The following is a 12,172-nucleotide window of genomic DNA, read 5'->3' on the forward strand; positions in this document are numbered from 1 at the left end:
TGGTTCCTCCTTATTTAGGCTTATAGTAAGCCATCCCATATGGGCTTTGTACTGTCGTTTTGTGTATCGTGGATTGTTTGTTTTGACATACCGCGCGCTTTTTCAAGCATGTGAATCCGCTCTGAAATAGGCAAAAGCTGCTGCTGAAGCACTTGCTCAAGCGCTGCTTTTTCTCTGCTGGCTGATTTCTCTAAGGAAGAAAGCTGATGACGAATCGGTGCAACGACTTGCTCAAGCACCTTTTGGACAGGTTCTTCCTCTGTTTGATCTGTTTCTAGCTGTTCTGCCTGCTGTAAGACGTTTTCAATGGCCATTTTTGCTTTTTCAAGCTCTTGTACTTGCTCCGTTGTCAGAGCGGCATCTTGTTTTTGTACGGAGGCTGGCCTTTCACCAATCGTTTGAAGCACATCCTCTGTCTTCAAAATGTCCTGCACGATTGGCAGCAATTGCTCAAGCGCTGATCTTACACCCGCCTCATCACCATCACTTGACTGTAAGGCTTCCAGCAGATGGTCTAAAACGCTCCAAAATTGTTGTGACATGTTTGCACCTTCCTCTTTCAAAAAGAAATTTTTCAGCAAAGAAAAAAGCCCTCTCTCATTTGTGCTTTGAGATAGGAGCTGATCTTGTTCTTCTATTGCTACGATGTCCGCCGTTCCAGCCATTGAATACCCTGTAATGTGGCCTTTCTGAATTTGATCCCAAATCTCTTGGGAAGCCTTTGTTACAAGTACCCAAGATCCTTTTCGAATCAGCTCACCGCCTACCTCAAAATCAGCGGGGGCAATGTATGATTCAACAACCTCGCCCACACCATGTTGAAAATCATGCTGCTTGTCAATGTGGCGGGCATCCTTCATAAAACCATGTGCCGCTCTTTCAATTTCTTTGGCAGACATAAAGTCTTGGTGTGCATCAGGTGTATTCGGTTCATACACGACACCATACACAAGACGATGAGCATCTTCTGCCTTTGTCAGCACACTAACCTCCTTTTGAAAGTCAGGCTGGCTTTTCTTTGCCTTCATCAAAAAGAATTTCTTTTTGTTTGCGGCTCTGTCCACATAGGAAACATGCGTAATTTTTGCGTTTTTTAATTCTCTTGGCATATGTTCACCCCCTTTCAAAAAAGCGCATGCGCTTCGGTTTATTTCTTCAGCTGATTCGCCTCTCGTTGAGGCTCTTGTTCGGCTGATGTCATGCGGCTTTCTAAAGGTCTGTGATAGAGATCCTCCGGCCATTCCTCTAACGTTTTCCCAAGGATACGTCCTGCTAGATCTCGCAAATCGTTTGGTGACACTGCCCCAGCCTGAATAAACGGTGTCAGAACCTTGGCAATCTCTAATGGATCTCTAAAGTCAGGACCATTTAATAGGAAACGAACATGCCAAATATCAAGATCCGGCAAGAAAAGGGTATTGAGCTTTCCTGTGATGAGATGCCGTTCAGGCTGAAATACCTGTTCTTCTGTTGTTTTTCGCGCCGTATCGGCTGTCGCTTTGTTATAGTCTTGAGACTCACCTGTGTAAATAGGCGGCAGGCGAAAAGCAGAGCGGATTTTGTTTCTTGTTTTTTCATCGTATTCTAAAAAGAGTGCATCTTCTTGCAAGATCTCTGCTAGAGATTTGAAGTTCACTTTGACATTTGAGACATCTTCTTCTCCAGTTAATCCTTTTTCCGTCGGGAGACCCTCGACTTCAAGCAATAGAAATTTATGTGCATGATCAGAGCCTTCGATATCGTCCATATAATCCTGAAGCTGCTGATAGGAAGACTCAGACAGCATTCCATTTTCGACAATGATGGCACCAGGTACATGCCGCCCTTGTTTAAAATAAAGATAGTTCAACTCTTCTGCCTTGCGTGCCCCATACATATTGACGATGTTGCCAATCCAGCGGGGAATCCCATACGTTCCACTGCCGATTTTAAAATGAATCACTTCTGTTGCGCGCAGCGGTTCTGGGGTGGTGTCATCGTATTTGCCTGTTTCACAATGTAAAATGCGCGGATCACCATACTCCTTGAAGAAGACTTTCTTTTCATTGATCACCTGCACATATTTACGGAATCGTTTCTTTCGATTCATTGTTTTCAATTCGCCGTTTTCTGTATACCGGAATTCAACATCAACTGGCTCACTAAGCTTGCAAATACGGATATGGAGCGCATCTAAATACTCGATTCCTGCCGGCTTTCCCTGACCATCTCGGAGAACCTCTAAAAAACCATTTCCCGTTTTCTCCCGGTCTTCGATGACATAGCCAAGCACCACATCAGCAGACTCATCATAGTTCATGTATTTCGTAAACTCTTCAAGTCTTGTCCATTCCTTCTCTGCTGCTTTCTTTTTTGCCGGTTTCACACCTTCTGCATTAAAGTCAAAGGCATATTCTACACCAAAACCAAAGCCTAAAATATTGGTCTTATACGCATCAATACATTGCTGAAGAATGGTTGAATATTCTGCCATGCTTTTTAATTCATTGATATTGTAAGGCGGGGGAACAATGTCATCTTTTTCGTAGGAAAATTCATCTGCATACATTTGTTTTGTATGATCAGACATGTTTGCCTTCATAATGGTTGCTTTCAATTGTTTCATTGTATGGACCTCCTCTCTCTGTTTGGACGGACACGCCCTAAGGCGGTCTGTTTCAAATCTGTCACTTCATAATCATCCAGCGCATACCAGATGGCTGATAAAGTGTGCGGATCGATTTGAAATTCATCTTCCTCTAGACGTCCATCCTTATCTGCCTTATAGGTTAGTGATTGAAGTTCATAGATGGTATATGGACAAGCATCAGAACAAATAATTTTCTTAAACCGTTTGATTTTTTTTGTATACTGCAAACGTGAGCCTTGGAACTTATGTGCCGCTACCATTTGAAAGCCGCGCTGCCGAAAATAGTGAATGGTTTTAGGTTCGGCTGCATCGGCTTTAATCAGTTCCTGTGATTCAATGAACTCTTTCAAGTCAGTGGCTGTTTCATCATCTGTTTTCCCGCGGTCGTAATATTCCCAATAAATATATAAGTACTTTTTTTCATGATCGACAGCTAACCGAATGAGCGCATTGTATGATTCAACAAATCCAAAATCCATGCCTGCTCGTTTCAGCGGTCTGTCAATCTGCTGAATGGCTTCTAATACATCAGAATGGCTTCTCACCTCAAATTGAGGAAAAACCTTTGTGCCATTAATGCCGAAATACCCCTTCCTCGCAATACGATAGAGATCTGGGTCATACTCTTTCAGCTCATCCAGCTGCTTCACGTAGCTTTTAGGAAGGAATAGGTTATCTTCCGCCGTGGAGTGATGGTAATACGTATCCTTGATGACAACGGTTCGCTTTTTGTATAATGTTTCGTCATCTAAAACAAATCGCTTCAGCTGTTCATCTCGAAAAAAATGTCTGTACGTCCAATTATCCTGACCAACGGGATTCGTCGATAACATCATATAAAGCGGTAAGGATGGATGCCTCAGCCTTCCAAGCAGCTCTTTAAAACCTTCATAAGAAACCTCTGAACATTCCTCAATCCAAATGATCGAGATGTTGTTGATCGATTTCAATTTTTCAGGCTTGTCCAGTCCTTTAAATAAGATGCTGCTGCCGTTTCGAAACGTTAGTGCAAGCGGCGAACTTCGGCACTTCACCACGTGGTCGATGCCGAGGTCGCTAACGATTTCTTGTAATAAAGAAAAGGTTGATTCGCGGTGCGTATCATACACCTCTCGAATGACAAGTGCTGTCCGCTTTTCTTCCAGCAGTTTTAAGACAAGCTTTAAAGCAATGTGATAGCTTTTGGAGGAGCCATAGCCTCCTACTAAAAATTGAAACTTTTGATTCCAATCGAATAGAAAGTGTTCAAAGTGAGGATTGACTTCTTTTTCAATCAATGGCGTCATGAGTCTTCCTCTTTTCGCTTGATCATGATTTGAAGATCTTCCTCTTTTTCTTCACGCACTGCCTTTTTTGTTTTTTCGATCGTCAGTTCAATTTGCTTCAGCCTTAATCTTCGTTCATCCTTTGCATGTGCGAGCTCTTCAAACTGTTTTATTAGACGCCTGAGTTCACCCATTGCACGGGATTGTGCATTTAAAAACGTGGCATGCCGATCCCATGAAAACTGAAACGAGTATTCTTCTGAGGTGATGTCTAGTTCTGGCTGAATGCCTTCGCCTGTTTCTTCTAATGAAGAAGGCAAGTATGCCGCCTTTTTCAGCTCTTTGATCATGTCCTCTTGATCTGCTACATACATGATTCGCTGCGCCCGAATAATGGCTGCATATTGAATTTGAATTTGGTCCCAGATTAAATCAAGCGATGTGCGTCCATCCAATTTCTCCATGATTTCAATCGTTTCATCTGAAAGAAATTGATTGAAAATCGAGTGTGCTTGCTTTGACGAAGTTTTTTGTCTTTGCCATCCGTATCGTCTTTTCCACGATTTGACGGTATGGATCGAGACATTGTAATGATCAGCAATTTGCTGGTACGTCATCCCCTTCATATAATCCTGCTTGGCCTCTATCCGTTTATCTTTCATTTACATTCACCTGCCGCCTCCTTTTAATTCGAAAGATTCCCTCTGAAGGAATCATTTGTGTAGGGCTAGCAAACATTCGTTTGGTCTTTCTAACTATAGGTGGCAACTGTAAGACAAGCTTTAGCTGATTTATTTTTGAACAGAAAAAACACCTATTCAGCAGCTCTGAATAGGCGTTCTTGTACTTTTTTGGACATTTTCGTCCGCGCTCTTTCCATATGTTTTTGCACAGTTCCTTTTTTGACATCCAGCATGTCCGCAATCTCGCTAAACGATAACCCTTGTGTTGTGTGCATAAAGAATACGTCCTTTTCTCGATCTGTTAAAACAGACAAAGCGTCATCAATTCTTTTTTTGTCTCTCTCACTGACTTCTCTTTCTTTCTCTTGAATAAGGGTATATTCATGTGATAAAGCCTCTAACACTTCTGGATTTGCGAGAATGGTACGCTGATAGACTGAACGTCTGTCTAATCCTCTGCGCGCGCCTGGCTCTCTTCCGATTTGAAGCCATTCTACTACGTATTCCAGATCGCTTACCATACTGGCAATCATTTTTTTATCATGCTTGTCTTGAACGGACAGCTGATGTTCTTCTTTTTCTTTAAATGGTTCATATTGTTTTCTAGCATTCTTTAAAGCTCTTTTATATTCAATGAGTAAATCTTGCATATTGGCTCTCTCCCTTTTTTAAGAAAATAAAAAACGGACACCAATCAAGTCCCCTTTTAGCAGGGTCTTGATCAGTGTCCGCAGGCTTTCCGTCTTGGACATATTGTGCTTTGATGTGTTCAGTCAGTTAGCTGATTTTAAAACCAATCTCGTGATCTACTCTTGCAAAATGACCTTTTGCCGTTTGAATAATGGTTTTTCCATGTTCAGGTACATCCATTTTATAAGCCGTTCCTACATTCCCATCTAACACGATGACTTGAATTTTTCCTTTTTCCATCTCACCGACAAATGTTTGGTTTTCTTGAATGAATAGTTGTTTTGGCTCGTTCATCTGCTTGTCTCCTTTTTTGGTGTTGGCCTCGTGCCACCACCTACCGTATTGATAATGATTTCAACTCTTGGACACATACTATAAAACTGAGAAACTCTTAAATCGACCATCTGCAGAGGGACTTCATCGGCTATAGAATGAAGTGCTTCTTGAATATGCTGTAGATTCGGCTGAAAGATGCTGACGTGTACTGGGCGTATCAACCCTTTTTCTGCGTATGTACGCTTTTTTTGGCAGTCAGCTATATCAAACGGCATGTGATCAAATAAACGAATTTCAAGTGATAATGCGCCTTTTAATTTTTGCGGGCATTGCCCTTTTGCAGCTGATCGTATTCTTTTCATCAATGTCTCTTTTGTTAACAAATGCTCATGTTCAATGATTAAATGGATGACCATGTTATGATCTCCCGTCATCCTTTGCCCACTGGCGGATGTCTTGTTCGTTTTTACTCGCTTTGAGCAAGCATTTCAAAAATGTCATGATTTGCTTCCATCGTTTCACGTTGACCTGATTCCTCCTTTTTTGTATCATCAACCTTAGCTTCCAGGAGGGTCATATATGTCTCTTTCTCTTCTGATGTGGCAAAAACAAACATCGGTGTCTGATGATGAAAGGCGATCCAGCCGCCAGCTTGGTCTAAACAAAGCTGCGCTTCTTTTCTAGCATCAAACGTCAGCTGATGTCTCATCTTCTTCAGCTCCCTCCAAGCTGTCCTCAATTTCTGTTTGGTATCCATATCGTTTCATGTCATATAACCAATAACCTTTTGGATAACCAAAGTCACTCATCTGAGTCACCATTGGATGTTCAATATTCATTCTGTTCGTCTCCCCTTTTCTAAGAACCGATCTTCTCTTAAACAATTACTCTTTTCGTGTAACTTTTGGCCAAAAAAAAGCTCTTGAACCCCGGTATTCAGCAGATCTGCAATATGCTTTGCTATTTCTAAGCTAGGCTTCGTTCTGCCCATTTCGATATTCGCATAGCCGCTTGTGTACTTATATCCCAATTTTTTCGCCATATAGGTTTGTGTTTTTCCTTGCAATATGCGCTCTTCTCGTAAATTTTCAAGTTTCATCTTCCCACCTCTTACTCAATATGTGTAAGTTATATTCATTATGATAATATACACAAAACGAGTAAGTCAATCACATTTTTATTCTTTTTGTGTATTTATTTATCTTTTCCGTGTAATTCATGATAAAATTTACTCATAACATGAAAAAAGGTGTTTCTGATGGATAATTTGACTGGGAAGATTCTAACTGAATTAAGAGAGAAGCATGGATGGAGCAAGTCAACAGTTGCTAAAAAACTCGGATTAAAGGCGATGTCCACTTATGCAAACTGGGAATACGGCTTGAGAAAACCCGACGGTGAAATGATTGTGAAAATTGCCGAGTTATATGGGGTCTCAACCGATTATCTTCTCACAGGTAAGGACAAAGGCAGGCCCGATGACGATCTTGCAGACGATCCTGATTTGCAAATTGCGTTTAAAGCAGCATCAGATTTTTCCGAAGAAGCACGAAGACAAACCATCGATTTTATTAACTACATTAGAGAGAAAGAGAAGCAAAAAGGTCGTCAGCCAAAAAAGCGAGACGAACATTGATCATCTCTTTTCATCTGCTTTACGCTGGGACGAACCCAGCTTTTTTTTATACCTCTTTTTCCCTTAAAAAAGAAATAGCATATGAATAAAAAATCATGTCTTTTCCAACATAATATGTGACAATTTTCGCCATGATTACTCTTTTTTTCATATATTTTAATTGACAAATAATTCTATTATTATTAATATATGTATATACCAAAAAAAGGAGTGTTACCGATGAAAAAATTCATGAAAATCTGTACATTGTCTTTAGCTGCTGTAGGTGCTCTTACATTCTCTCAAACTGAAGGTGCTCATGCAGCTGCACAGCCAAAAGAACCAGTCATAGCAAAAGCTCCTATTATGAATAAAGTAATTACGGTGAACCGTACGCTTTCTGTAGGTTCTTCAATCGCCGTCTCTCTTCCAGCAAGCCAAATTTCTGTGTCGGGTGCAACGTATGCGATTCAATTAGATCAAACAGCTCCAAACTTTACTTGGATTCGCGCTGTACAACGCGGTTCTGTGACAGTTTCCTACTATAATTCACTAGGCGAGCTTGTGATTAACTATATTACTGTTCGATAAGCAATCTAGCTTTACATATCTAAAGGCGATGACATGAAGTCATCGCCTTTTGGTGTTTAGTGTTGGTTTCATCTGAATCATGATTGCCAACATCCGTACAATATGTTAACTTTTAATAAAAATAAGTTAACATATTAAGGAGGCATTAATGATGAGAGAGCAGCTGTCTTTGTCTTGGGAAGCAATAGCGGAGAAGGCGATGAAAAATGAACCGATCACGGTGCAAGAGGGTCTAGACATTCTTGAAGCTGACGATAGAGAATTGTTACCTATTATGCATGCAGCCTATCAAGTGCGATTTCATTTTTTTCAAAAAAAGGTGAAATTAAATATGATTTTTAACGCAAAAAGTGGATATTGCCCTGAGAACTGTGGATATTGTTCACAGTCGATGATTTCAAAAGCACCAGTTGAAAGATATACAATGCTGAATCAAAAGACCATTGTAGCTGGTGCGCGTGAGGCTCTCAAAAGAAAAGCCGGGACTTATTGTATTGTGGCAAGCGGGAGAGCGCCTTCTCATAGGGAATTAGATGAAGTCACAGCAGCAGTCAAGGAAATCACTGAAACGATGCCTTTGAAAGTGTGTGCCTGTCTTGGGTTATTAAATGAAGAAAAAGCGAAGCGGCTGAAGGAAGCGGGTGTTCATCGGTATAATCACAATATCAATACACATCATGATCACCATGCTCACATTACGACAACTCATACATACGATGACCGCGTGTCGACCATTGAGCAGGTCAAACAATCTGGCATGTCACCTTGCTCAGGGGTCATTATTGGAATGGGTGAAACCAATCAGCAAATTGTTGAAATGGCTTTTGCGCTCAGAGCACTTGATGCGGATTCAATTCCAGTCAACTTTCTTCATGCCATCGAAGGAACACCGCTTGAGCATCAAAAACGAACACACCCGATCAAAGCATTGAAAGTGCTGGCAATGATGAGATTTGTCAACCCGACAAAGGAAATTCGGGTATCCGGAGGCAGAGAGTTTAATTTACGGACACTCCAGCCGCTCGCACTGTATGCCGCAAATTCCATTTTTGTTGGTGATTATTTAACAACAAAAGGCCAGCAAGTCCAAACGGATCATCACATCATTGAGGATTTAGGGTTTGAAATAGAAGAATGTGCGTTATAAAAAAAGTCTGCCGATTCACCGGCAGACTTTTAAGATTAGAATCTTTTATGAAAATCGACAGTTCCGCTTCCATCTTCTCGGTCAAAGCTGCCAACAAACGTCCAGTTAATATATCCACCGTCACCATTGTTGACAAACGTACCATCTTCAAATACCCAAATACCAAACGTAATACCGTCATATTCAACACTATCATAGTAGACAACATTGTTCAGACCGCTAAAGTCGTGGTCTTGGCTTAAGTTTTGGACAACTACGTTGTAGTTTTGACCTGCTTCATAGAACGCACTGTATGCCGCATTTTTTACGAATCCATCACGATTTTGAGATGATTTTACTGCTTGTTCAATTTTATCGGCAATGGCTACTGGATCAATTGAGACACTTCCATCAACACCTGTTGTTGTAGCAGCTTCAGCCGTTTGACCAAAAGTCGTAAGAGATAGAGGGGCAGCAATCATTGACGTAGCGATGACAGAACCAACAAACATTTTGCTTGTTTTTCTCATTATTTCTAACTCCTCCTTTAATTGGTATGTTTATGTACTACCCCTTCATCTGTCTCTTAAACACTAATTTATGAAAAAAATTCTTATTCTACCAATTAAGAGGGTATTTTTACTGTTTAATTAGGCGGAATAACAAAAAAACTACTCTTATAAAAGAGTAGTTTACAGTATTACATGAACAGGATAAATAAAATCACACCTAGGATAATTCGGTATATCGCAAAAGGCACCAGTTTGATTTTATTGATCAGTTTTAGGAAGAATCGAACAACAAAGAGAGCCACAACAAACGCACTCACAAAGCCGACGATAAAGAATGGCAGCATATCCGGTGTTAAATATTCGGCATTTTTCACAAGGGTTAACAAGCTTGCTCCTGCCATAATCGGCATCGCCATGATAAATGTAAAGTCTGCCGCAGCACGGTGATTCAAACCAAGAATAACCCCGCCTGCGATCGTCGAACCTGAGCGCGAAAATCCTGGCCATAATGCTAAACATTGAAACAGTCCAATATAAAGCGCCTGTCTGTAAGTCATGTTATCGACAGAGCTTGTTTCTGTTTTCCGTTTATTGATCCAGTCAGCGACAAGCATCAGAACTGCCCCTAAAATCAAACCGACAGCGACTGTTCTGACGTCAAATAAGTATTTATCAATATAATCTTCAAATAGAAATCCTAAAATGACGGCTGGAACAAGTCCAACTGCAATTTGGGCGATGGTCAGTTTATGCCCGCTGCGCTTTTGCTCTTCGGTGATATTTTTCTTTAAGCCCAATAAGTTTAAAATACGATCTTTAAACACGATCATGACAGCTAAAATTGAGCCTAACTGAATCACGACTTTAAATGTGTTGGCCGCTTCTGGCGTAATAATTTCCTTTGATTTTAACCAAAGATCATCGACAATGATCATGTGACCTGTAGATGAAACAGGTGCGTACTCTGTTAATCCTTCGACAATTCCTAAAACCAGTGCCACGAATAAATCCCATAGATTCATGATTTTCTTTCCTTTCAATTCTGATCTTTTGAACACGCCAAACATCTATGTCCACATAAAGACAAGCTTCCTTCATCGAAAGCTCGTCTTTATGATACTATATTTTTTTCAAAAAAAGATTATGACATCAAACCTTTTCTTCTTTATACAAATTAGACCGCATTTTGAACCAATCAAATAAGTGAGTCGTGATGACCTTCAGAACGGCATACGTCGGAATAGCGACAATGATGCCGACCACGTTGAACAATTTACCAGCTGTTAATATAACAAAAATAATCGTAATGGGATGAATATGAAGGTTTTTCCCCATCACCTGAGGAGAAATGAATTTCCCTTCAACGAGCTGAACCACTGTCCAGACTATAATGAGTTTTAGCAGCATTACTGGTGACGTCACAAGTGCAATCACAATCGCTGGTGTAATCGCAATTGTTGGACCAAGGTAAGGCACTATGCTTGTACATGCTGCAATGATAGCGAGCAGCAGCGCATAGTCAAGTCCAATAATCATATAACCGATTAACAGAAGAACACCGATACAGAAGCTGACAATGATCTGTCCGCGAATATACGAGCTTAGACGGTGGTTCATTTCGTGAAGCATGATATGTGTATGTTCCCTCATTTTACTTGGGAAAAATTTCAATAGATAGTCAGGCAGCTTTTTGCCGTCTTTTAATAGATAAAACAGAATAAACGGCACAGTCACGATCGAGATGATGACTTCTGTGAGTGCCCCTAAGAATGTTCCTACACCGGTAAAGGTGCTTTCCAAAATCTTCGTCGCTTGACTGGATGCTTTACTTACCAATTCAGACACGTTAAAGTTCATCGAGTTTTGCACTTGATTAATAAAGTTACTTCCTGTTAATTGTCTAATTTGATCTTCTACCGTATCGACGTATTTCGGAAGATTATGAAATAGACTCATGGTTTGAGCTTGTAAAAAAGGAATAATGGACACGATGGTCACTGTAATAATCCCAATAATGACAATATATAAAAGCAAAATGGAATAGATCCGCTTGATTCTTGCTTTCTCTAACAAGTTAACAATTGGATTTAATAAATAATACACGACTCCCGTTAAAATAATCGGTAAGGCAATGGTTTTGACGAGTACAATGAGCGGTGTGAAAATAAATGATGTTTTCATGAAAACAAGGATATTCAATCCAATTAATAACAGGACGAGTAAAAAGAGAACAAACTTGTTATCAAGAAAAAATTTTCTAAATCGACTGCTCCACATTTGCATAGAATTCATATTGTTCCTCCAAACACGGGCTATTTTATGAGTAAATTGTACACTACTTGATCATGATTATGGTCGTCATTGTTTGAGCTTTTTTTCCCATTTTGCAATGGACATTGCCCATACAATGAGAATCGGCTGTCCAATAAGCCTTATCCATAGCAAGGCTTGTTCTGTATTTTCTTGACCTGGAAATGGTATTCCCTCACGAGCAGCAAATAAGTTTGCAGGGAAAATGAGTACAAGATAAACAGCAATGGATTTTGCCGCTGCAATCCTGACATTTGGCAAAAGCAGCAGCACGGCCAGCAGCCATTCAAGACATGCAGTCGCATAGACCATTACATATGGAAATGGCCAGCCTGGCATCATGCGGGCAAAGCCGCTCGGCTCTATCACATGAAAAATACCAGCCGCTATGAATAAAAGCGCAAAGATGTATGTACTTCCTATATGCAGGACGCGCTTCATGTTTCCTCCTCTCCCTTCTATCCTGAGTATTACC

17 protein-coding genes are annotated in these 12,172 nt (G+C 40.5%); 3 read left to right on the forward strand and 14 right to left on the reverse strand.

Annotated elements, in window-relative coordinates; translation table 11 throughout:
• Positions 1–20: 20 nt before the first annotated feature.
• The 10 genes from MHH65_RS14535 to MHH65_RS14580 form a co-directional block, all read right to left on the reverse strand.
• A complete protein-coding gene (locus MHH65_RS14535; protein WP_098677629.1) occupies positions 21–1,109 on the reverse strand; it encodes an XkdF-like putative serine protease domain-containing protein in 1,089 nt (362 codons plus the stop codon).
• Positions 1,110–1,147: 38 nt separating this feature from the next.
• On the reverse strand, positions 1,148–2,605 hold the full coding sequence (locus tag MHH65_RS14540; protein ID WP_024425905.1) for a phage portal protein: 1,458 nt from the start codon (positions 2,603–2,605) through the stop codon (positions 1,148–1,150).
• Positions 2,602–3,903: a PBSX family phage terminase large subunit gene (locus MHH65_RS14545; RefSeq protein ID WP_176544479.1), complete on the reverse strand. Its 1,302-nt coding sequence runs from the start codon at positions 3,901–3,903 to the stop codon at positions 2,602–2,604. Before MHH65_RS14545 ends, MHH65_RS14540 begins: the two co-directional genes overlap by 4 nt.
• Before the next feature lie 8 nt (positions 3,904–3,911).
• Complete coding sequence (gene terS, locus MHH65_RS14550; RefSeq protein WP_098677627.1) at positions 3,912–4,556, reverse strand: phage terminase small subunit; 645 nt, start codon at positions 4,554–4,556, stop codon at positions 3,912–3,914.
• Positions 4,557–4,708: 152 nt separating this feature from the next.
• On the reverse strand, positions 4,709–5,227 hold the full coding sequence (locus MHH65_RS14555; RefSeq protein ID WP_034282498.1) for a sigma-70 family RNA polymerase sigma factor: 519 nt from the start codon (positions 5,225–5,227) through the stop codon (positions 4,709–4,711).
• Positions 5,228–5,354: 127 nt separating this feature from the next.
• On the reverse strand, positions 5,355–5,561 hold the full coding sequence (locus MHH65_RS14560; RefSeq protein ID WP_024423268.1) for an XtrA/YqaO family protein: 207 nt from the start codon (positions 5,559–5,561) through the stop codon (positions 5,355–5,357).
• Positions 5,558–5,959 (reverse strand): hypothetical protein, encoded by a 402-nt coding sequence (locus MHH65_RS14565; protein WP_034282500.1) that lies wholly within the window; start codon positions 5,957–5,959, stop codon positions 5,558–5,560. Before MHH65_RS14565 ends, MHH65_RS14560 begins: the two co-directional genes overlap by 4 nt.
• A 50-nt stretch (positions 5,960–6,009) precedes the next feature.
• Entirely contained in the window at positions 6,010–6,252 is a 243-nt protein-coding gene (locus MHH65_RS14570) for a hypothetical protein (protein ID WP_080701215.1), read from the reverse strand.
• The gene (locus MHH65_RS14575) at positions 6,230–6,382 is read right to left on the reverse strand and encodes a hypothetical protein (RefSeq protein WP_268412755.1); all 153 of its coding nucleotides are present in this window, start codon (positions 6,380–6,382) and stop codon (positions 6,230–6,232) included. Before MHH65_RS14575 ends, MHH65_RS14570 begins: the two co-directional genes overlap by 23 nt.
• Entirely contained in the window at positions 6,379–6,642 is a 264-nt protein-coding gene (locus MHH65_RS14580) for a helix-turn-helix transcriptional regulator (protein ID WP_098677625.1), read from the reverse strand. The genes MHH65_RS14575 and MHH65_RS14580 overlap by 4 nt, the downstream gene beginning before the upstream one ends.
• Positions 6,643–6,801: 159 nt before the next feature.
• Between MHH65_RS14580 and MHH65_RS14585 the strand changes: the two genes are divergently transcribed.
• The 3 genes from MHH65_RS14585 (at position 6,802) to bioB (ending at position 8,896) form a co-directional block, all read left to right on the forward strand.
• Entirely contained in the window at positions 6,802–7,179 is a 378-nt protein-coding gene (locus tag MHH65_RS14585; RefSeq protein ID WP_070325952.1) for a helix-turn-helix transcriptional regulator, read from the forward strand.
• A 219-nt stretch (positions 7,180–7,398) separates the two neighbouring features.
• Positions 7,399–7,749, forward strand: coding sequence for a hypothetical protein (locus MHH65_RS14590; RefSeq protein ID WP_024425911.1), 351 nt, complete (start codon positions 7,399–7,401; stop codon positions 7,747–7,749).
• 151 nt (positions 7,750–7,900) lie between these two features.
• The gene (gene bioB / locus MHH65_RS14595) at positions 7,901–8,896 is read left to right on the forward strand and encodes a biotin synthase BioB (protein WP_098677624.1); all 996 of its coding nucleotides are present in this window, start codon (positions 7,901–7,903) and stop codon (positions 8,894–8,896) included.
• 35 nt (positions 8,897–8,931) lie between these two features.
• Here the strand turns inward: bioB and MHH65_RS14600 are convergent, their stop codons facing one another.
• The 4 genes from MHH65_RS14600 to MHH65_RS14615 all read right to left on the reverse strand — a co-directional run bounded on the left by MHH65_RS14600 (position 8,932) and on the right by MHH65_RS14615 (position 12,138).
• Positions 8,932–9,405: a hypothetical protein gene (locus MHH65_RS14600; RefSeq protein ID WP_024423274.1), complete on the reverse strand. Its 474-nt coding sequence runs from the start codon at positions 9,403–9,405 to the stop codon at positions 8,932–8,934.
• Between the two features lie 170 nt (positions 9,406–9,575).
• Positions 9,576–10,409, reverse strand: a complete 834-nt coding sequence (locus tag MHH65_RS14605; RefSeq protein ID WP_025094210.1) for an undecaprenyl-diphosphate phosphatase — start codon at positions 10,407–10,409, stop codon at positions 9,576–9,578.
• Positions 10,410–10,536: 127 nt separating this feature from the next.
• Entirely contained in the window at positions 10,537–11,679 is a 1,143-nt protein-coding gene (locus tag MHH65_RS14610; protein WP_024423275.1) for an AI-2E family transporter, read from the reverse strand.
• A gap of 66 nt (positions 11,680–11,745) precedes the next feature.
• Positions 11,746–12,138, reverse strand: coding sequence for a DoxX family protein (locus MHH65_RS14615; RefSeq protein WP_034282508.1), 393 nt, complete (start codon positions 12,136–12,138; stop codon positions 11,746–11,748).
• Positions 12,139–12,172 lie beyond the last annotated feature (34 nt).

Origin of the sequence: Bacillus sp. FSL L8-0654 (genome assembly GCF_038629965.1) — a bacterium.
GTDB lineage: Bacteria > Bacillota > Bacilli > Bacillales > Bacillaceae > Bacillus > Bacillus safensis.